General features: G+C 37.3%; 21 protein-coding genes and 1 CRISPR repeat array (1 of these 22 only partly in view). Of the genes, 12 read left to right on the top strand and 9 right to left on the bottom strand.

Features of this window, described 5'->3' with window-relative positions; all coding sequences use genetic code 11:
* Positions 1–61: 61 nt before the first annotated feature.
* Both CDOM16190_RS07215 and CDOM16190_RS07210 read left to right on the top strand, forming a co-directional pair.
* The gene (locus CDOM16190_RS07215; protein ID WP_170019663.1) at positions 62–868 is read left to right on the top strand and encodes a M48 family metallopeptidase; all 807 of its coding nucleotides are present in this window, start codon (positions 62–64) and stop codon (positions 866–868) included.
* A 57-nt stretch (positions 869–925) separates the two neighbouring features.
* Positions 926–1,603 (top strand): hypothetical protein, encoded by a 678-nt coding sequence (locus tag CDOM16190_RS07210; RefSeq protein WP_170019661.1) that lies wholly within the window; start codon positions 926–928, stop codon positions 1,601–1,603.
* 6 nt (positions 1,604–1,609) lie between these two features.
* Here the strand turns inward: CDOM16190_RS07210 and CDOM16190_RS07205 are convergent, their stop codons facing one another.
* The 4 genes from CDOM16190_RS07205 to sodB all read right to left on the bottom strand — a co-directional run bounded on the left by CDOM16190_RS07205 (position 1,610) and on the right by sodB (position 6,873).
* On the bottom strand, positions 1,610–2,950 hold the full coding sequence (locus CDOM16190_RS07205; protein ID WP_170019659.1) for an FAD-dependent oxidoreductase: 1,341 nt from the start codon (positions 2,948–2,950) through the stop codon (positions 1,610–1,612).
* 142 nt (positions 2,951–3,092) lie between these two features.
* A complete protein-coding gene (locus CDOM16190_RS07200) occupies positions 3,093–5,186 on the bottom strand; it encodes a ribonucleoside triphosphate reductase (protein WP_170019657.1) in 2,094 nt (697 codons plus the stop codon).
* Positions 5,187–5,581: 395 nt separating this feature from the next.
* Positions 5,582–5,926, bottom strand: a complete 345-nt coding sequence (locus CDOM16190_RS07195) for a hypothetical protein (protein ID WP_169975723.1) — start codon at positions 5,924–5,926, stop codon at positions 5,582–5,584.
* A 293-nt stretch (positions 5,927–6,219) separates the two neighbouring features.
* Positions 6,220–6,873, bottom strand: coding sequence for a superoxide dismutase [Fe] (gene sodB, locus CDOM16190_RS07190; RefSeq protein WP_170019655.1), 654 nt, complete (start codon positions 6,871–6,873; stop codon positions 6,220–6,222).
* Between the two features lie 329 nt (positions 6,874–7,202).
* On the opposite strand from sodB, the gene CDOM16190_RS07185 reads away from it, so the two are divergent.
* From CDOM16190_RS07185 to CDOM16190_RS07175, 3 genes are read left to right on the top strand one after another with little or no spacing between them, the layout of a single operon-like run.
* Entirely contained in the window at positions 7,203–8,201 is a 999-nt protein-coding gene (locus CDOM16190_RS07185; RefSeq protein WP_170019653.1) for a DctP family TRAP transporter solute-binding subunit, read from the top strand.
* A 6-nt stretch (positions 8,202–8,207) separates the two neighbouring features.
* Positions 8,208–8,750: a TRAP transporter small permease gene (locus tag CDOM16190_RS07180; RefSeq protein ID WP_170019651.1), complete on the top strand. Its 543-nt coding sequence runs from the start codon at positions 8,208–8,210 to the stop codon at positions 8,748–8,750.
* Positions 8,751–8,761: 11 nt separating this feature from the next.
* The gene (locus CDOM16190_RS07175; RefSeq protein WP_170019649.1) at positions 8,762–10,045 is read left to right on the top strand and encodes a TRAP transporter large permease; all 1,284 of its coding nucleotides are present in this window, start codon (positions 8,762–8,764) and stop codon (positions 10,043–10,045) included.
* A 59-nt stretch (positions 10,046–10,104) separates the two neighbouring features.
* On the opposite strand, the gene CDOM16190_RS07170 is transcribed toward CDOM16190_RS07175, so the two are convergent.
* Genes CDOM16190_RS07170 through CDOM16190_RS07160 form a run of 3 tightly spaced genes read right to left on the bottom strand, consistent with a single transcriptional unit; the run spans position 10,105 to position 12,793 of the window.
* Positions 10,105–10,257: a hypothetical protein gene (locus CDOM16190_RS07170; protein ID WP_170019647.1), complete on the bottom strand. Its 153-nt coding sequence runs from the start codon at positions 10,255–10,257 to the stop codon at positions 10,105–10,107.
* Positions 10,254–12,161, bottom strand: coding sequence for a mechanosensitive ion channel family protein (locus CDOM16190_RS07165; protein ID WP_170019646.1), 1,908 nt, complete (start codon positions 12,159–12,161; stop codon positions 10,254–10,256). The genes CDOM16190_RS07170 and CDOM16190_RS07165 overlap by 4 nt, the downstream gene beginning before the upstream one ends.
* On the bottom strand, positions 12,158–12,793 hold the full coding sequence (locus CDOM16190_RS07160) for a carbonic anhydrase (protein ID WP_170019644.1): 636 nt from the start codon (positions 12,791–12,793) through the stop codon (positions 12,158–12,160). Before CDOM16190_RS07160 ends, CDOM16190_RS07165 begins: the two co-directional genes overlap by 4 nt.
* 159 nt (positions 12,794–12,952) lie before the next feature.
* Here CDOM16190_RS07160 and CDOM16190_RS07155 point away from each other — a divergent pair, with 159 nt between their 5' ends.
* The 7 genes from CDOM16190_RS07155 to CDOM16190_RS07125 all read left to right on the top strand — a co-directional run bounded on the left by CDOM16190_RS07155 (position 12,953) and on the right by CDOM16190_RS07125 (position 17,225).
* Positions 12,953–13,654, top strand: a complete 702-nt coding sequence (locus CDOM16190_RS07155) for a Bax inhibitor-1/YccA family protein (protein ID WP_170019642.1) — start codon at positions 12,953–12,955, stop codon at positions 13,652–13,654.
* Position 13,655: 1 nt separating this feature from the next.
* Positions 13,656–14,045 (top strand): thiamine-phosphate pyrophosphorylase, encoded by a 390-nt coding sequence (locus CDOM16190_RS07150; RefSeq protein WP_170019640.1) that lies wholly within the window; start codon positions 13,656–13,658, stop codon positions 14,043–14,045.
* A 63-nt stretch (positions 14,046–14,108) separates the two neighbouring features.
* Positions 14,109–14,456 (top strand): preprotein translocase subunit SecG, encoded by a 348-nt coding sequence (gene secG, locus CDOM16190_RS07145; protein ID WP_169975705.1) that lies wholly within the window; start codon positions 14,109–14,111, stop codon positions 14,454–14,456.
* 15 nt (positions 14,457–14,471) lie between these two features.
* Positions 14,472–15,443: a polysaccharide deacetylase family protein gene (locus CDOM16190_RS07140; RefSeq protein WP_170019638.1), complete on the top strand. Its 972-nt coding sequence runs from the start codon at positions 14,472–14,474 to the stop codon at positions 15,441–15,443.
* On the top strand, positions 15,433–15,990 hold the full coding sequence (frr, locus tag CDOM16190_RS07135) for a ribosome recycling factor (protein ID WP_169975702.1): 558 nt from the start codon (positions 15,433–15,435) through the stop codon (positions 15,988–15,990). Before CDOM16190_RS07140 ends, frr begins: the two co-directional genes overlap by 11 nt.
* Before the next feature lie 123 nt (positions 15,991–16,113).
* Positions 16,114–16,722 (top strand): orotate phosphoribosyltransferase, encoded by a 609-nt coding sequence (gene pyrE, locus CDOM16190_RS07130; protein WP_170019688.1) that lies wholly within the window; start codon positions 16,114–16,116, stop codon positions 16,720–16,722.
* A gap of 77 nt (positions 16,723–16,799) precedes the next feature.
* Positions 16,800–17,225 (top strand): RDD family protein, encoded by a 426-nt coding sequence (locus CDOM16190_RS07125; protein ID WP_170019636.1) that lies wholly within the window; start codon positions 16,800–16,802, stop codon positions 17,223–17,225.
* On the opposite strand, the gene CDOM16190_RS07120 is transcribed toward CDOM16190_RS07125, so the two are convergent.
* Positions 17,218–17,832: a class I SAM-dependent methyltransferase gene (locus tag CDOM16190_RS07120; protein WP_170019634.1), complete on the bottom strand. Its 615-nt coding sequence runs from the start codon at positions 17,830–17,832 to the stop codon at positions 17,218–17,220. The two genes, CDOM16190_RS07125 and CDOM16190_RS07120, sit on opposite strands and share 8 nt — an antisense overlap.
* Positions 17,833–17,943: 111 nt before the next feature.
* A complete protein-coding gene (locus tag CDOM16190_RS07115) occupies positions 17,944–18,681 on the bottom strand; it encodes a hydroxymethylpyrimidine/phosphomethylpyrimidine kinase (protein ID WP_170019632.1) in 738 nt (245 codons plus the stop codon).
* Positions 18,682–19,042: 361 nt separating this feature from the next.
* A CRISPR array of direct repeats spans positions 19,043–20,995; the repeat unit is 29 nt; unit sequence GTTTCAAAGCCTAAAAGGCAAATTCTAAC (it continues 2,605 nt past the right edge of the window).

Below are 20,995 nucleotides of genomic sequence, written 5' to 3'. Positions count from 1 at the left end.
AAATTTAAGAAAATCTAGTATAATTTTTGAAATTTCACAACCTAAATTTAAGGATGAAAAGATGAAAAAAATTATACTTCCATTTTTATTTATAATAATATTTTTGGCCGGTTGTGTTGCAAGTTCAACCGGCGGTGGAGTTGTAGGAGCCGATAGAAAACAACTATTTTTGGTGAGTTCTGAAACAATGAATCAAAGTGCGGTATTGGCCTATACAAAGGTACTTCAATCAGCCAAACAAGCAAATACGCTAAATATCGATCCAGTCCTTACCAAACGCGTGCAAGCCATCGGCAAACGCCTCATAGCGCAGGTCGGAGCCTTTAGAGAAGATGCGCTTAAATGGGACTGGCAGGTAAATGTCATCAACTCAAACACATTAAATGCGTGGTGTATGCCCGGAGGCAAGATCGCCGTTTATAGCGGGCTTATTAAAAATTTATCCTTAACGGACGCGCAGATAGCAGCCGTCATGGGTCATGAGATAGCTCACGCGCTAAGAGAGCATAGCCGCGAGCAAGCTAGCACGGATCAGCTTAAAAATATAGGAATTTTTGCTGTCTCAACCGCTGCAGGGCTTGGCGATACGGCAACAGGGCTTATAAATTTAGCCACCCAATACACTATCAGCCTGCCTTTTTCAAGAAGTCATGAAACTGAGGCTGATCATATCGGCACCGAACTAATGGCAAGAGCGGGATATGATCCACAAGAGGCGGTCATAGTGTGGGAAAAGATGTCTAAAAAATCAGGCAGTGCGGTGCCTGAAATCCTAAGCACTCACCCGTCAAACGAAAGCCGTATCAAAGACCTAAAAGAGATAGCCAAAAAAGTTGAGCCGCTATATCTCGCAGCTAAAAAGGGTTAAATTTATCCGATAAAAGCTTAAATTTGTGCTTGGTTTAAGGGCTTTAGAGTTATTAAAATGACGAAACTAGACTACGCTAAGCATTTGGCAAATTTAATGCAAATCAATCTTTATTCAGGAGATTTAAAAGATCTGAGTGCTTGTTTTTACGGACTGTTTGAGGAATTTATGCCTTACGGAGATGGTGTAGATAAAGTCTTTGAGCCGCTAGTTTGCGCTAAAGATTTACAAGATAGGATTATGCCGCTTTACGAGGCGAACAAAGACAAAGCAAATGCTTTTATAAAAGCGGGCTTTACGCCGATATTTTCTCCTCTGCCATCAAATGACAAAGCAAAGCTGATCGCTCTTGGCAAATCTCACATCGATAGCCTTAAAAAATTTGCCGAATTTATAAATGACAAAGAGCTTCTTGAGAGGCTTAAACGTGTGCATGAAGTTGCAATTTGGGACATTAGAGAGGCTATTTGGAAGCTAAATTTAGATGAGCAACTCTACAAAGCCATAACTAAATGGAGGCACAAAGCAGAATTTATAGACGAAAAAGCTGCAATTTTAAAAGAGGCGTACGGATCGGTTGTAGCAGATGCTTTATTGATAAATTACCTGCTTTATCCTGCACTCAGGCACAAGCCTAAGGAGGATTTTTTAAAGAGCTGTTTTGAAATTTATCTACTCGGACACCTTTGCGAGTTTGACAAACATAAACTAGAGATCTATCCTCTAGCTGTGTAAAGTAGCCTAATCTACAAGCTCGGCGTTAAATCTATCCTCATTAAATTTCCTGTCCAAAAACTCGCAAGCTCTTCTAGCGTCTCTAAAGCCGTTTGCAAGACAGCTCGTAGCTCCTGGGCTTGGCGTCATGTTAAAGACGATACCTTCGCCTGTGTTTATGCTAGCCTCGCCAAGCATTAGCTCCCTGCCCTTTTTATCAATCACTTGCGGGCGAACACCGCCAAAATTTCTAGCATAATAAACATCGTCATTCCCAAGCGAAGGCACGATCTTTCTGGCAGCCTCAACGAATAAAATTTTATTTACGATCGGCACCTCATAGGCAAAATTTCTAATCACATAATCTCTTATATCACTATCGCCAAAAAGTCCTAAAAGCACCTTCGCCACGTTTGTATCAAGGCGCAAAGTCTTTATAAAATCAACAACCGTCGAATTTCCACGGTAGCGCTCAAGTTTAGGTAGCACAAGCGCAGTCGGCCCAAATCTAGTAAGCCCATCAGCTAGGATGTCCGGGTCTCCGTGGATAGCGGCAAACGGCAGCTTTGGATTTTGCACGGTATAGACCTTGCCGTTTAGCAAATGCTTTTTACTCATATAAAAGCTTCCTGCGATCGGCAAACAGCTAAAATTAAGCCCATGTCCCATATTATGGGCCAGATATAAAGAGTGAGCGCCCGCATTTACAACTACATAATTTGCGCTAAATTTTCGTCCATCGCGAGTTTTTACAAGGTATCTTTCACCATCTTTTTTGATCTCATCAACCCATGCATCAAAAAAGATGTCGGTAGTCTTACTCTCCTCCTTGGCGTGCTTAACCAGACTATTTGACATCTGCTCAAAATCAACAGTGGTATACTCGCCACCAACCACACCCATAGCCACAATCTCTTCTTTTCGATCGCCTCCGTTGGCAGCCTGCACTACCATAGGCTCGATACGTTTTATCCTATCCTTTTCAAAAATTTCAAGCCCGGTATAAAGCTCTTTGAATTTCTCAAATCTCTCTCTTATGCCGGCACTCTCGACCTCACCCACGCCTATGACCATCTTTTGATGAGCGAACATAAATTTGTTCTCATATCCATGCATGAGTGCATATTTTACGATCATATCGGCTGATTTTTTGACGCTTTTTGCTTTTTCAAAAGTGTAGTTAGTCTCTATGTCGCCGCAGTGAATAGTCTGAGAGTTGCTCGTGCCCTTTGAGTTTAGAGTCGCGCAAGCCGGATACTTCTCCAAAAGTGCGATACGCTCTATGTCCGTATAGCGCGCAAGCTCGTAAAACAGAGCCGTTCCTGAAATTCCTCCGCCCACAACCAAAACATCATAGTGATTTGACACGACCTACTCCATGAAAATTTAGACGAATTGTGCCACAGAATTCTTAAAATTTTATTTTATCGTTAAATGCCGCTTATAAAAGTGGCTTTAGCTGGCTCGCACGGTTAAAATTTGGCACAAATTTGAGCGCAAATTTTAGAAATTAAGCCTTTTGAAGCTGTTTCATCAGCTCCTCATCGCAAATCGGGCAGTACTCATGCTCGCCGGGGATATATCCGTGCTTTGAGCACACGCTAAAGACAGGCGTGATCGTGATATACGGCAAGCGGTAGTTATTTACGATGCCGCGCACCAGATCCTTGCACGCTTCAGCCGAGCTAATGCGCTCCTTCATATAAAGGTGAAAGACCGTTCCGCCAGTATAAGCACTTTGAAGCTCATCTTGCAGATCAAGCGCTTCAAAAGCATCGTCGGTGAAATTTGCAGGCAGCTGGGTTGAGTTGGTGTAGTAGATATTTTCATCCATGCCAGCTTGCAAGATGTCAGGATAGCGCTTTTTATCCTCTTTTGCAAAGCGGTATGTAGTACCTTCTGCAGGCGTTGCTTCAAGGTTGTAAAGATTGCCCGTACTCTCTTGAAACTGCCTAATTTTAGAGCGCAGATACTCAACCATCTCAAGCGCAAATTCGCGCCCAAATTCGGTAGAAATATTTTCCGTATCACTTGTAAAATTTCTTAAAAGCTCGTTCATACCGTTGATGCCGATAGTGCTAAAGTGGTTGTTAAAATGCTTCAAATAGCGCGCCGTATAAGGATAAAGCCCGCGATCATACATCTCTTGGATAAATTTGCGCTTCTTTTCAAGGGTTGATTTTGCCAAATTTAAAAGATACTCAAGCCTTGTGTAAAGTCCCTTTTTATCGCTTTTATACAAATATCCAAGGCGAGCCAAATTTATGGTTACGACGCCTATACTTCCTGTCATCTCGGCACTTCCAAACAGCCCTCCACCGCGTTTTAAAAGCTCTCTTAGATCAAGCTGCAAGCGGCAGCACATCGAGCGAACGTGCCCCGGTTTATAAGCGCTTTCGTTTAAGACACGGTTGCCATTTTCATCAAATTTATACTGAGAACCGACGAAATTTTGAAAGTAGCTTGAGCCCATCTTTGCCGTATTTTCAAACAAAATTTTAGCCACTTCGCTATCCCAGTCAAAATCCTCGGTGATATTTACCGTAGGGATCGGGAAGGTAAAAGGCTGAGAGCACTTGTCGCCTGTGGTTAAAATTTCATAAAACGCCTTATCGATACGCGCCATCTCAGGCTCAAACGCTCCGTAAGTCATATCTGTAAGTTTATTAAACCCTCGCTCTTTGGCGAGTTTTAAAAGCTCTTCATCTTCTAAATTTGAAAACAGATGTATGTCGGTTGAAGTTGGAATTTGAGCGCGAAGATCACTTGGGCAAGTGATGTCGATAGTTACGTTGGTAAAGGGACTTTGACCCCAACGAGCAGGAACGTTTAGGTTAAATATAAAGCTTGTAATCGCTTTTTTTATCTCCGTATCGCTTAACTTATCTTTAAAAACATATGGCGCAAGATAGGTGTCAAAGCTGCTAAACGCCTGAGCTCCAGCCCATTCGCTTTGCAAAATTCCTAAGAAATTTGCCATCTGACTAAGAGCTTCGCGAAAGTGCTTTGGAGCCCTACTTTCAACCCTGCCGCGAACGCCGTTAAAACCTTCATTAAGAAGCGCTCTAAGGGACCAGCCTGCGCAATATCCGGTAAGGCAGTCTAGATCGTGGATATGATAATCTCCATTTCTGTGCGCGATGCCCTCTTCTTTGGAGTAAATCGCGTCAAGCCAGTAGTTTGCGATAACTTTACCTGCGGTGTTGTTTATGAGTCCTGCGTTTGAGTAGCTTGTGTTTGAGTTAGCCGAAATTCGCCAGTCTGTGCCGTTTATGTATTCATTTATCGTTTGGGTGGAGTTTATGTATGTAGTATCTTCGTTGAGTCCTAAAATTTGCTCGCGTTGCATTTTGTGAGTGTGGCGATAGAGCATAAAGCTCTTCATCACATCAAAATAACCCGCTTTAAAAAGCGCTTTTTCTATGAAGTCTTGCACATCCTCGACTGTGATGATCTCTTTTTGTGCGACATCTTGCATAACGTCGGCAAAAATTCTATCGTCATACTCTTTGCTCTCGCTTGCAAAAGCCTTTTTAATAGCATCTTGGATCTTATATGGAAGATACTCTTGTCTTGTGCCGTCGCGCTTTAAAATTTGCTTCATAGTTACCCTCTTAAAAATAGTTTTGTAAGTTTAAAGAGTATAGTGATAGTTTTCTTAAAATACAATAGAACAATTTAGATATTTTTGATAAAATATATTATTATTTGATATTAAATATGTTTAATTCTTAAGCTTTATTTTCTATTAAAATATAACTATTTTATGGCATTTTAAATAAAATTAATCTAAAGTAGTCTTAATTTTAAATTTTAATATTTTTATATAAGTATATAATCTAAATTTCCACAAAAATCAATAAGTTTTTAATTAAGATTTTAAAATATATCGCATTAAATATGTAAGATAAAATATTAAAAAAGATATTACAAAAAGCGAAATTTGAATTTATAAAAATTAGAGTTAGGTTTAAAGGGGTCTTTGGCCCCTTTTTGTATTTAGTATTTTAAAAATATATCTTTTTGACCCTTGCCAAGAGTTAGCACAGCTTCGCCTTTTTTGAAATGTATCTCTATGCCGTCATCGTTAACAAGTCTTGTTCCACTACCTGAAACAGCGCTTTTTAGAGCAATTTTATGCCCTTTAGTGTCAGTCAAAACAGCAGTTTCAAAATTATCTGCCGAAACTAAATTAACCTTATAATTTTTATCGGTAACACTATAGAAATGTATAGTATTAACGCTTATAACTTTTGCGGTAGTCGACTCTTGTTTGGTTCCCACAGAAGCACAACCACTCAAAAATGCAACTGCGGCCAAAGAAGAGATTAGAATTTTTTTCATTTTGCATCCTTATAAATAAAATATTTTCGGATACTAGCATAGAAAGGTAAATTTAAAAATTTAGATGAAATTTTAATTCATAAAATTACCAAAAAACTTGTTTTTAGTGATTTTAAAGAATATTTCGAATAGACAACAATATATCTTGTTCTAAATTTATTAATAAATAATTATTATTCAATCGTTTTTTATTTTAATGTATTTTAGAGTAATGAAATATTTATTTTTTAGAAAATAAGTAAAACAAGGGAGTATTTTATAAAAAATTGAAGAGGAAAAACCTCTTCAAAAAATCAGTGGCAACCGCATCCCTTGCCGCATCCGCAACCTTTAGCATGAAGCTCGCCTATATAATATTTAACTGAATTCACACCCTCTTTTAAAGCCCACTCATAAGCAGCAGATACGAAATCCCAATTAATGTTCTCATAAAATTTCTCCAGATATGCAGCTCTTGCATTTCTATGATCTACATAATAGGCATGCTCCCATACATCTACCACCAAAAGAGGTATCAGACCCACCGTTACAGGTGTTTGAGCATTACTAGTTTGGATTATTTCTAGTTTGTCAGATTTTGGACTATAAACTAACCATGCCCACCCAGAGCCAAATAATGTAGTAGCTGATTTTAAAAATTCCTCTTTAAAATTCGGAAGATCTTTTTGCAATCTTGCTTTTAGTTCATCGCTCATATCGCTCTTTTTAGCTATACAATCCCAATAAAAATCATGGTTGTAAACTTGGGCAGCATTGTTAAAGATACCGCCTGAACTCTTTGATATAATTTCATATAATCCGGAATTTTCAAATTCGGTACCTTTAATAAGGTTATTAAGATTTGTTACGTAAGTTTGGTGGTGCTTACCGTGATGATAAGAACAGGTTTCTTCGCTTACAACAGCATTTGATTTAGGATCAAATGGAAGCTTTCTAAGATTAAACATTTTGATTCTCCTTGTAATTTAATAAAATTTTCGAGATTATATGATAAAAAAGTAATTATTTTGTTAATAGGATAAAATTAGTATTATTTATAAAGTTTAAATTTAAGTGTATTTTAGTAACACTGTTTCAAAAAATAATCGAATTTAATAAAATTACTTAAATTTTATCTACTATTACAATAATAAAATGTTACTAATTTACTCATATAAAAATAAATTTTTGAGAGTTTTTGAAACAAGATTGCCAATTTATAAATTTTATGATTTATAATTACGTCTAGCTATGATTAATTTTGTAGTGAATCAAAAAAATAAATAAGGATTCAATAATGAAACTAAAATTCCTTTCGGCACTATTCCTAACTTGTGCTCTAGCAGGTAGCGCATTTGGCGCCCAAAAGACATACACTATAAAATTTGCTCACGTTGTTGCTGCAACCACACCAAAAGGTAAAGCCGCAGACTTTTTTGCTAAACGCGTAAACGAACTTAGCCAAGGTGCAATTAAAGTTGAGGTTTATCCTGCGGCTCAACTAGTAGATGATGACCGCGTATTTGGCGCACTAAAACTAAATAACGTTCAAATGGCTGCTCCAAGTTTCTCTAAATTTACTCCTATAGTTCCCCAATTCCAACTATTTGACTTACCTTTTATATTTAGAGATAACGCTCACCTATACTCAGTACAAGGTGGCGAAGTTGGACAAAAGCTTAAAGATATGATCGCTAAAAAAGGCTTTGTAGCACTTGATTTTTGGGATGCAGGCTTTAAACACTTTAGTTCAAGCAAAAAAACTATCGTTGCTCCTGAAGATGCAAAAGGACAGAAATTTAGAATTATGAGCTCAAAAGTTCTAGAAGAGCAAACAAAAGTAATAGGCGGTAACCCGCAAGTTCTACCATTCTCTGAAGTTTATCCTGCACTTCAACAAAAAGTTGTAGATGCTACAGAGAACCCATTGTCAAACTTTTATAACTCAAAATTCTATGAAGCACAAAACTCTCTAACAATATCTTCACACGGATATTTGGGATATTTGGTTATTCTAAGTGAGAAATTCTGGAAAGGCTTGCCACAAGATATGAAAAATCACGTTACTCAAGCTCTTAAAGAGGCTACTGCTTTTGAAAGAGAAGAGTCTGCGAAAGAGGATGCCAAAATTATAGACGCTCTTAAAAAATATGCAAGCGAGACAGGCAAACTTGAGATAGTAGAGTTAACCCCTGAGCAGAAAGCCAAATGGGCTGAGGTTATGAAAACTATCTATCCAAACTTCTATAAAGTTATAGGAAAAGACCTGATAGAAAAAACTATCAATACAAAGTAGGTTTTTATGCGAAGATTCTTTGAAATTATAGATATCGGCATCGCAACTGTTAATAAGACGATTGCCGTAGTAGGCATAGTAGCGGGAACGCTACTTGCTTTTATAAACGTTGTAATGCGTTATGTCTTTAATACCGGATGGGCATGGGCAGGAGAAGCGACTAACTATCTTTTTATTTGGTCTGCATTCTTTGCCGCCGCATATGGCTTTAGAAAAGGCATACACATATCAGTCACTATTCTAATTGAAAGATTCCCTTCACCAATAGCAAAAGCTTATCTTGTATTCTCTAGCGCCCTTACTACAATCTTTTTAATGTTTATAGTAGTTTATAGCGTACAGTATCTATATGTTATGTATGAGCTAAATTTTATGAGTGTTGACTTAGGAATACCGCAATGGGTGCCTATGCTAGTTCTTCCGGTGGCATTTTTAGGAGCAAGCTATAGAGCAGGAGAGAAAGTCTATCAAATAGCAGTCACTCCTTCTGATAAAGTTATTATCAACGCTGAAGCAGAGATGATTCGCGACTCCATAAAGAAAGACTAAGGAGAGATAGTATGACTATTGCATTTTTATTTGTATGTCTATTTGGACTTATGCTAATTGGCGTTCCTGTCGCTGTCTCTCTTGGCGCTAGCACGGTTCTTACTATGCTTCTTTTTACCGATCTTGATGTAGCTACTGTTCCGCAAATCATATTTGACGGTATTAACAAATTCGCACTTATGGCAATTCCTATGTTTATTTTGGCTGGAAATTTACTTAGCAAGGGTGGTTCGGCTAAAAGAATCATAGATTTTGCAAAATCAGTAGTAGGACATCTACCGGGAGGTCTTCCGATCAGTGCTATATTTGCTTGTGTTATATTTGCTGCGGTTTCAGGAAGCTCACCTGCTACGGTTGTGGCCATAGGCTCTATTATGTTCGTAGCCATCAAAGAGGCGGGATATCCTCCGGCTTATGCGGTTGGTGGCATTACTACAGCAGGATCACTTGGAATACTAATCCCTCCTTCAGTAGTTATGATTGTTTACGGAGTTACGGCTGAAGTTAGTATAGCACAGCTATTTATGGCGGGGGTTGTGCCTGGTATAATGCTAGGCGGTATGATGATAGCCCAAACATATATAGGCGCTAGAAGACTTGGCTTTAAAGCTACAAAGCCTGAGCCATGGAGCGAAAGAATCAAAAAATTTACCAAAGCATTTTGGGCTCTTTTAATTATAGTTGTAGTTATAGGCGGTATCTACGGAGGTATTTTTACTCCGACAGAAGCTGCTGCCGCAAGTGCCGTATATGCGCTCTTTATCTCACTTGTTGTGTATAAAGATATTAAGATAAAAGATCTTTGGGGTATCTGCCTTGAATCTGCACTCACTACAGCTATGATATTTTTTATTATTGCAAATGCAGTTGTGTTCGCATATCTTCTTACCAGTGAGCAAATTCCTCAAGCGATCTCTGACGGAATTTTAGAGGCAAATATAGGCAAAATAGGATTTTTAATCATCGTAAACATACTGCTTTTCGTTATGGGTCAATTTATGGAACCTTCAAGCGTTGTTATGATTATGGTGCCTTTATTGCTACCTATAGCACTTCAATTAGGAGTAGATCCGGTTCACTTTGGAATTTTGCTTATAGTAAATATGGAGATAGGTATGATTACTCCACCCGTGGGGTTAAATCTCTTTGTATCGAGTGGTTTAACAGGAATGAATCTAAAAGATGTTGTTGTGGCATGCCTACCTTGGACTTTAACGCTATTTATAGGCTTGATACTAGTTACATACATACCACAAATTTCACTATGGCTTCCAAATTTAATGTATGGACATTGATAGTAAGGGGTAAATTCCCCTTACTTGATATATATTTTTAAATTTCAATTCTAAATTTATTACATCTCGTAACTATCTTCCTCTTCATCTCCATCGTCATATTCGTAGTCATTCTCATCATAATTGTAGTTATACGACCCCTCATTCTCTTCATCAAAATCGTCAGAATACTCATCTAGATCTTCATCTTCATAGTCAAATTCTTCACTCATTTGCTCTCCTTTATCGTGACTGTATTGTCTATTATACTCTTAGTATCCATAGTATCTTTTAAATTTTCAATATATAGGCTTTGACTTGGGAATGCAAAACTTAGCCCATTTTTCTCGACAATATTCATAATCTTTAGTATAACATCCTCTTTTACGCTCAAAAATTCTCCCCAAACTATCGTCTTTGAAAAGCAATATACCAATATATCGATAGAGCTATCGGAGAGATTATCTACGGCTACAAACAAATTTGACTTATACCCTATCAAATCATCTATGGATACTATATTTTTTCTAAGCCTTAATGTGTTTTGAATATCATTTGAGCCCAGATCGTTTGGTTTTGCAATATCAGGATGATTTAATAGCATCTCTTTAATCTCTTCTGCACATTTTTTAACCTGTTCGCCAGTAGCTCTATATTCAAGTGCTACAGTTAGCTTTATAAGTCTGCCGAGTCGCCTTCTGGTCCAGTTTCTAATCGGATCGCTGGCAAGTTTTGAATTTGGCACAAAAATAAGTGCATTATCGGCAGTCCTAACTGTTGTCTTTCTAAGTCCTATCTCTACCACCACACCCTCTATATCACCGCATACGATGTTATCTCCCTGAGAAAAAGAGTTGTCAAACAGCATCATAATAGAGGCAAAGAAGTTAGCTAAAATATCCTTAGTTGCCAAAGCTATAGCTAAACCACCTATTCCGAGTGAGGCTATTATAGCGCTTACATTAAAACCAAGCCTGCTTAAAACAAGTAAAAATGCAATAACTATGATAATAAAGTAGACTATTTTAATTATTAAATTTATAACCTCTTTTCGCCCTCCACTCTTCTTGGTTATCTCACTTATAAAAACCATACCGTAGCTATCCAATATGCTAAGAATAAGCCATGCAAAAGAGATAATAAACACTATAGAAAAGTAATTTACAAATTTGATAGGCACGGGGGCTGGGTAGTAAAATATCGAGGCACAAAGATCTATCGCATAAACCGCCAAAATAAAGAAAATGGGACGCTTTACAATACCCATGACTTGATCTTTGATAAATTTTCCTTGATGATCCTTTACAAACAAAGAGAGTAAAATTTTATAAGTTATCGCAGATAAGATTCTTGTAAACGATATGAAAAACAAAAATACAAAAAGAATAAGTATTATTTTGCCAAAATTCACATCTTTCATCTCAAAAGGAATCTGCTGATTGATAAATCCTATGGCGGTTTTTAAATTTAGCTCGCTAAAAAAGTAGTTTGTGCTAAGTAGCTCCGCATTATCCCTAAGATATATCAAAATCTCCTCAAAAGTCTTCCTATAAAGCTCTAATGAGTTAAATTCATTTATATATCCTTGTATTCCCATACCATCCATGCTAGACTTGAGCTCTTTAATACTAACATACGAGTTCGTTTGAAGGTCAAGCAAGCCGTCTTCTATACCAGATTTTATCTTTGCGGTTCTTGCTCCATCGCTAAAAATTTTTCCAAGCTCGATTAAGGTTTTATAAAAAGATGCCTCCATATTCATCTTCTCAAGCTCGATCGCACTCTCTATGTAAGCCTTTTTGTTATTTGCTGCTTTTAGTCTTTTTACCTTTGTTTCAAGCTTGGACTTATCGCTTCTAAATTGGGCAATTTTCTCATCATCTACTCTTGTCTCCATAAGCAAATATGGTATTTTGTCCAAAAGCTCACTCTTTTTTGTCGCAACACTTTTAAAAAGAACATTTTGCTCGGCAGTTTCATTTTTATCCACGGCTTGAGCTTTTATAGCCTCTATCTGGGCATTTATCTCATCTATTTTTTTTATAGCCAAAACTATATCAATATCGTCAAGACTATCCGCAAAAGAATTTAAAGATATAAATATAAGACCAAAAAGTAGTAAAAAAATCTTTCTCATCTATCAACTCCAAGTAATCTAAAACTCTTTGAAACTACGTTATAGTTATAAATTTCGCCCGTTTCTATGATATAGTGCCACACATAAATTTTAAGACTTCCGTCTCTAAATTTTGCTTTTACATCAGGATAAGTAAGTAAATTTTCATAAGAATTTATGACGTTTAATCTCTCTGTTAGCCACTCTCTCCTTGCATTATCTTTAGGATCAGGCAAAAACCCTTCGACTCTCTTTTTAATCGGATCAAGCAAATTTAGCCATCTTTTCACGTTTGGCGTATTTTTAAATTTACTCTCGTCAAGATAAAGCGCCGCACATCCTCCGCAGTTGCTGTGTCCGCAGATAATGACGTTTTCGACATTTAGCGTTTGCAAGGCGTACTCGATAGCCGAAGTCGTAGCCAGATACTCCTGACTGGTTCTGTAAGGAGGAATTATATTTGCGATATTTCGCACCACGACAAGATCGCCGGGCATTGTATTTGTGATCAAATTTGGCACCACTCGCGAGTCGATACAGCCTACAAAAAGAGTATGTGGAATTTGCTTTTGCCCAAGACTTTCAAACAGCTCTTTGTGCTCTAAAAAGCCCTCTTCCATGAATTTAACAGCGCCGTCTAAAAGTGCCTCCATCGCTACTCCGAAATTTTATTTTTTTAAATTATATCAAAAACGCTCTCAAGGTTAGTTAACGGCTTGTGAAATAACATTTTTTGGTGGTTTTAAAAAATCTTTTATACTTTATTTACTATTTTTTGGATAAATTTATAAAAAATTACATAAGGAGAATTGATGAGTTTATACAATAGAAATTATGCAAACTCACACGAACAAGAGTTGGCGAGAGAGTATTCTCAAAGCTCGCTTAGCACGTTTATCAAGCAGACTTACCAGCTGTTTGCCGCTTCACTTCTAGCAGCAAGCGTTGGAGCATATGTCGGTCTTGGCATAGCGCATATGTTTATAGGAAATTTACCTCTATTCATCGGTCTTGTCGTAGTTGAACTGGGGCTTTTATTCGGTCTTATGGCGGCTAAACGCAAAGCGGGATTAAATTTAGTATTGCTTTTTGCATTTACGTTTGTTAGCGGTCTTACGCTTACTCCGCTTCTAGCTTCGGTTTTAGCGATGCCGGGCGGCGCTAGCATAGTGGCTCAAGCATTTACGCTTACGACTGTTGCATTCGGTGCATTAAGCGTGTTTGCCATGAATACAAAAAGAGATTTTACAGCTATGGGCAAAATGCTCTTTATCACGCTTATCGTAGTGATAGTAGCGGCTATTATGAATCTATTTTTCAAAAGCCCGATTTTCCAACTTGCTATCTCAAGCGTAAGTGCGATTTTATTTAGTGCATACATCCTTTACGATACACAAAATATCATTCGCGGTAACTACGAAACTCCTATAGAAGGAGCGGTTGCACTATATCTTGACTTTGTAAATCTATTTACTTCACTGCTTAAAATTTTAGGAATCCTAAATAGAGAATAAAATGAGCGGCGATTTAAATGAGCGTATTTACAGAGTAATTGACGCAAATTTAAATAGACTCAAAGAGGGCTTAAGAGTCGTTGAGGACATCAGAAGATATGTCTTTGACGACTTTGTCCTCTCTTCTAAAATCAAAACACTCAGACACAAAGCCAAAATAGACTCAAGCGAATTTATCAAATTCCGTGACGCTAAAAATGACGTGCTAAAACCGAGCATAAAAAGCGAATTTGATAGAGCAAATTTAGCGGATCTACAAATAGCAAATTTAAAACGCGCACAAGAGAGCGCAAGAGTTTTGGAAGAGTGTTTTAAGCTTATCGACACTACAAATTCGGAAATTTTTAAATCCATCAGATACGACCTTTACGAAATCGAAAAAGAAATTTAGAGAAATTTTAAAACTTTTTTAGTATAATCGCTACTAATTATTTTCAAATTTAAAGGATTTTTTGTGAGTTCATTCTTTTTGGTTTTTCAATTCATTTTAGCAGCGATTCTAACGGTTGCCGTTTTGCTTCAAAAGAGCTCTTCGATAGGACTTGGCGCATATAGCGGAAGTAACGAAAGCCTCTTTGGTGCAAAGGGCCCTGCGGGATTTTTGGCTAAATTTACCTTTGTAGTCGGCGTTATTTTCATCTTAAACACGCTTGCCTTAGGTTACACTTACAACACTCAAACAAAAAAATCGCTAATTGATAGCGTAGATACGAAAAACATCACAGTTCCGGCTCCTAGCGCAACTCCGGCCGCGCCTGTCGCACCAAGTGTTCCTGCCGCTCCGGCTGCACCTACAAAATAACTTTACGGATAAAAAGTGCTTAAAAATATCTGCTTAAAATTTTGCCTAGCGTTTTTGCTTGCAGCAGGCTCTCTTTGGGCTGACGCACATATATTTAACTATCATAGATTTAACGATCCAAGACACCCAAGCACCAATATCTCTAATGAAAATTTAAGAGAACAGTTTGAGTTTTTCAAAAACAACGGATATGAGGTGGTGCCTCTTTCAAAACTGGTAGATGCTCTTAAAAACGGCGAGGAAATTCCGGATAAATGGGTAGTTTTAACGGTAGATGACGGATATAAGAGCTTTTATGAAAATGGGCTTCCGATATTTATCGAGTACGGATATCCGTTTGCTTTGATGGTTTACGTTGAAGCAAGTGCCAAAAAATACGGCGATTTCATGACCTTTGAACAGATCAAAGAGGCGGTAAAATACGGCGAAATCGGCTATCACTCATACGGACACCTTCACATGGTGGGACTTAGCAATGATAGATTAAGATATGATTTTGAAGACGGTATTAGAATTTTTGAAAAGCACATGGGCTATAAGCCAAAGTATTTCGCCTATCCGTACGGAGAATACAACGATAAAGTAAGAAATATGTCCGTAGAATACGGGCTTGAGGTTTTACTAGCTCAAAATTCAAGCGCAGTCGGCAAAGGTAGCGACTTGCTTGAGCTTGACAGAACTCCGCTTATGGATGGAACCGATCTAAAGGCTGCTCTTGCTATCAAGTTTTTAAAAGCCGAATGGGTAATGCCAAAAGACTATCCGAAAAACAATAAAATAGACGAGGTTGTAATTAAAACCGACGAAAATGCGTCATTTGGATATTTTTCCGCAACAAGTAAAGGGACTAAAAAAGTAAAGCTTGAAGACGGTCAAATGAGGATCAAATTTAAAGAGCCTATCGACAGATATAAAGTAAGAATGAGCCTAAAAGTAAACGGCAAAACGACAACAAAAATTCTAGTAAAGGACATAAATGCTGAATGAAATTTATAACAAACAAAAAGAGTCTTGCGACAGATGCATAGACGGTCTTAAGCGCGACTTTTCAACCCTTCGCACGGGCAAAGTAAACATAAGCATAGTTGATAACATCTTTGTTGATTATTACGGAAGCGCGACACCTCTTAATCAAGTTGCAACCGTGCTAACAAGCGATGCAAGCACGATTAGCATAACTCCGTGGGAGAAATCTATGCTAAAAACTATCACGGCAGCGATCTCTGCGGCAAATATAGGCGTAACGCCAAACAACGACGGCGAGAGCGTGAAGCTGTTTTTCCCTCCTATGACGGTTGAGCAACGCCAAGAAAATGCAAAACACGCAAAAGCTATGGGCGAAAAAGCAAAAGTAAGTGTTAGAAACATAAGAAAAGACGCGAACGACGAGATTAAAAAACTTGAAAAAGACAAAGCGATAACCGAAGACGAGAGTAAAAAAGCTCACGACGAAGTTCAAAAAATCACTGACACATACACAACTAAAATCGATACTTTAGTCAAAGAAAAAGAGACCGAACTTCTTAAGATATAAGATATTTGCCCGTATTTAACGGGCAAATTCTCTCCTTTGAAACCAATCCAATATAATAATTGTTATTGTAACTTAAGTGCTTATTTGCTAAGATTTTGCTTAAATTTTTAAGGGGTTTTTATGATGAATTTAGAGCAAATTTATAAAGAGGCGGGCGCTTATCTTAAGGGGCATTTTCTGCTAACGAGTGGCAACCATTCGCGATTTTATCTACAAAGCGCAAAAGTACTTGAAAATCCGATGATAGCGGGCAAACTAGCCGAGGAACTAGCACGCGTGATAGCTGAGTCTGGGGTGAAATTTGACACTGTGTGCTCGCCTGCGATAGGCGGAATTTTAGCAGGATACGAGCTTGCTCGCGCAGCAAAAAAGAGATTTATATTTACAGAAAGAGTTGATCGCGTGATGACTCTGCGTCGCGGCTTTGAGGTGCATGAGGGCGAGAAATTTATCATCTGCGAAGACATCATCACTACTGGTGGCTCCGCACTTGAAGCGGCAAACATCATAAAAGATCTTGGCGGAGAAGTTGTTGCGTTTGCGGCACTTGCCAACCGAGGCTTTTGTCCGCTAACAAATTTAAAGAGTGAGCGTAAGCCAAGCTGCAAGCTACCAAGCGATCTGCCGATATTTGCACTTGGAAATTTTGAATTTGAAATTTACGAACCACAAAACTGCCCGCTATGCAAGGACGGCAGTATAGCTATAAAGCCGGGAAGTAGAGGCAACTAAAATTTCCGTGCAGTCTTGGCGGGGACAAATTTAGCTCTACTAAACTGCACGGACTTCATATCAAAACAGGAGAAAATTTGGCAAAGCAAAAAGCAGTCATCGCAAGCATTCCTTCACGCATAAAAGCCTTTATAACCGATGTTTTTTTCATACTTATGCCGATTCTTTACATCACGACTTATGCCGTTTTAGACGGCAAAAACGAGTTTCAAAACAACCAGCTGGCGATCTTTATCACAAATTTTTTATTCGGCGTTATCATCTGCCTTTTTCAAAGCATCAAAGCGCAAACTCCGGGCTACAAAAGCCAAGATATCTACCTTGTAAATTTAAAAAACGGACAAAAGCTAGGCTTCTTTCACGCTCTGCTTCGCTATATCTGCTTTGTTTTAGCAGGCTTTAGCTTAGTTGGAATTTGTCTATGCTTTTTCCGCAAAGACAAGCTAAATTTACACGATCTGCTTACAAACTCCGCTGCCGTTAGCAAAAAGCAAACTATTTAATCGCGACGTACAAATTCCATCTACCGTTTTCATGCGCGATATTTTGAGTCTTGTTAAATCCAGCTTCTTTTAACATATCAAAAAGATCATCAGCCAAACAAACGCGCATGTTTGGTACTATTTTCTCCCAAATTTTGGCTTTTTCATCTAGCGCCAATTCTGCGAATATATAAAACGAGCCACCATGTTTTAAAACTCTGTATATCTCTTTTAAATTTTGCCTTAAATCAGGCCAAAAATATATCGTCTCAAAGGCAGTTATAATATCGAATTTACCGTTTTCAAAAGGCAAATTTTCAACCGAAGCCTCCAGTATCTGCATCCTACCATCACTAACGGCTTCTTGGTTAAATTTCTTACTATATTCTACGCAGTCCTTAGAGTAATCCACACCAAAAACCTGTCCGATTTTTAGTTTGGTTGCGATATTTTTGAGATTGAGCCCTCCTCCACAACCGACATCAAGCACGCACATATCGTCTTTTATCTCAATCTTAGACAGTGCCCAAATTTCAGCTTTTTTGTGTCCTTTGTTCATAAGATTTAAAAATAGTCCGGAGAACCTACCTTCCGGCTTAGAAAATTTCTTAGTTATAAAATCTAGCATTAAAGATCCTTTGCTTGGATTATACTTTTTCGTAACCAAAATTTAAATTAATAGTCTTTATCAACTATATTCAAAATAAAAGTGTATTTATTTTGAAAGAAAAGCCAAATATTAGGCTTTTGCTCCATGGTTTAGTAGTTTTCTTGAGCCTAGTTTTGTATCAACTCCACTTATAATAGCATTATAAATATATTCTTTTGCCTTTTTAATAGCATCTTCTATACTATTTCCTTGAGCTAAAAGACAAGCCAATGAGCTAGAAAAAGTACATCCCGCCCCAATAATAACCAAAGGATCGGCTAAAAGAGTCTCAAAACTACTTACACTTCCGTCTTTGCCATACAGAATATCTATGCTTTTATTATCTAATATATGCTTTTTTACTACGGTATCGCAAGGCAAATTTGAAAAATCACTACCAAAAAGCACCTTAGCTTCACGCAAATTCGGAGTTGACACAGTGGCAAATCGCATAAGTTCCTTTAGTTTCTCAATTGCGCTATCCTTAATTAGCCTATGCCCCATCTTTGATACACATACAGGATCTAAAACCACAGGAGCCTTATTGTGATGTAGAAATTTCTCTACTACATCCATTATCTCTTTATTAAAAAGCATACCGATCTTAACAGCATCAAAATCAAACTCGGCACTAAGCATATCAAGCTGATCTTTTACAAAATTTGCATCAAGCGAAATTATATTCTTTATCTTATTGGAATTTTCAGCAGTTAGTGCTGTAATTGCGGTAGCTGAATAGCAACCAAAATGTGAGCAAGCCTTGATATCAGCTTGAATTCCAGCTCCACCATTGCTACAAGAGCCCGCGATGATTAAAATTTTTTTCATCTAATACCTTTGGATAGCAAATTAAAATAATATTATATGAATAAAATTTAAAATATATATAAAATCTCAAATATGTCAAGTTTTATCCGATACATAAATTTTCTATTTAAAAACAATGATAATTCAAAAAATAAAATTATAAATAGAAATTTTAGCACCTTTTTTAGAGTGCGATTTTTCTTGAAAATACATTAAAAGTACTGATCTATCACTAGCTTTTAGAAAATTTATGAGGCTCTTTTTATAGTCGCTACATCTATTCCAATATGCCAAAGTTGAATAAGGTATTTGTGTTATTTCACTCACTTCTTTTAAAGTCATGCTTTAATTACCTCCAAATTGTTTTTTATTTTTATCTATTCAGTAAAAGCCTAAAAGGCAAATTCTAACATAGGATCAAATCTGCGTGTCATGCCTATTTTAGTTTCAAAGCCTAAAAGGCAAATTCTAACTAAATTTTCTACCGTCTAGTGTTTTTTCAATATGGTGTTTCAAAGCCTAAAAGGCAAATTCTAACATAAAACTTGAATAACGCACGGTATAAACGGAATTAGTTTCAAAGCCTAAAAGGCAAATTCTAACATAGAAAAGAGCGAAATTTTAAGAAGCAGACAAGAGTTTCAAAGCCTAAAAGGCAAATTCTAACTTCTGAATATCTAATGGGCACCATGGTTGAAACATGTTTCAAAGCCTAAAAGGCAAATTCTAACCCTATTTGGTATCTTATTCGGTGCTTTCTTTACTAGTTTCAAAGCCTAAAAGGCAAATTCTAACTTTTGAGGAAGTAATGCGAGATTTAAAAATTCATAAGTTTCAAAGCCTAAAAGGCAAATTCTAACCGTATGCCTCTTTCGCAGCCTTTAGGGCGTTAGCAGTTTCAAAGCCTAAAAGGCAAATTCTAACGATGATCAAGGCAGGATTAAAGAGTAGTCCTATTGAATAGTTTCAAAGCCTAAAAGGCAAATTCTAACAAAAATAAAACTGTTTTATATTGTCCGCACTCTTTTTGTTTCAAAGCCTAAAAGGCAAATTCTAACCCGGTAATGGCCTTAGTAAATCCCGAAGCCTCGTGTTTCAAAGCCTAAAAGGCAAATTCTAACAAGAAAATAAAAAATTAACAGAAAAAGAGAAAAAAGTTTCAAAGCCTAAAAGGCAAATTCTAACCCCGTCTTTTTGATTACTTGGCCTTGAGTCAGGATGTTTCAAAGCCTAAAAGGCAAATTCTAACGTATCTGAAAAACTATTGCCAGAGTATGCACCTTTTTGTTTCAAAGCCTAAAAGGCAAATTCTAACAAAGACGGCGAGTACAGAGTTTTTGGCAGAGACTAGTTTCAAAGCCTAAAAGGCAAATTCTAACCTTGATTGACAAGGCGAAAAGACACCAAAGAGTAGGTTTCAAAGCCTAAAAGGCAAATTCTAACTCAACTGCGCCTGTCCATTTTTTAGCCGTATCAAGTTTCAAAGCCTAAAAGGCAAATTCTAACTTTTGCACTGGCGTCTTTTGGTTTGAATCTGCCTTGTTTCAAAGCCTAAAAGGCAAATTCTAACGACTTTTTGCTCCTTGTGAAGTGAGCCTCTCAGACCGTTTCAAAGCCTAAAAGGCAAATTCTAACACTATCGTTTTTAAAGCCTTTTTTGTTTTGAATAGTTTCAAAGCCTAAAAGGCAAATTCTAACAAGATGTATTAGAAAAAATACATATTCCATATATGGTTTCAAAGCCTAAAAGGCAAATTCTAACTTTCTTTTTCATAACCTAATCTTACCATCGGTTATAGTTTCAAAGCCTAAAAGGCAAATTCTAACTTTGATCGCTATAACCTAAGTGATGAGCTCAGGGCGTTTCAAAGCCTAAAAGGCAAATTCTAACGCGACTTTTGCAAATTCTACACGCTAGTAGTCTTGTTTCAAAGCCTAAAAGGCAAATTCTAACGATTACTTGATTGTGTGATGGCGGTTGCGCTCTTTAGTTTCAAAGCCTAAAAGGCAAATTCTAACCCAAGAATTCATCATACTAAAAATATCGTAAGAGGTTTCAAAGCCTAAAAGGCAAATTCTAACACAGCGGAGATATTATCACTCAAAGCCTAATGTAGTTTCAAAGCCTAAAAGGCAAATTCTAACACTATCCTCGCCGCCATCACCCTGATAGCCCGTTACGTGTTTCAAAGCCTAAAAGGCAAATTCTAACCTATTTCTTTCTCTAGGAGCGTTACATCGTTACATTGGTTTCAAAGCCTAAAAGGCAAATTCTAACAGCTTGAACGAACAGACTATGCTTATGTAGGCGAAAGTTTCAAAGCCTAAAAGGCAA

The sequence above is a fragment of the Campylobacter sp. RM16190 genome, from assembly GCF_012978835.1.
Taxonomy (GTDB): domain Bacteria; phylum Campylobacterota; class Campylobacteria; order Campylobacterales; family Campylobacteraceae; genus Campylobacter_A.
The sequence above is the reverse complement of the archived record's forward strand: the minus strand, read 5'-3'. Positions and strand labels throughout refer to the sequence as shown.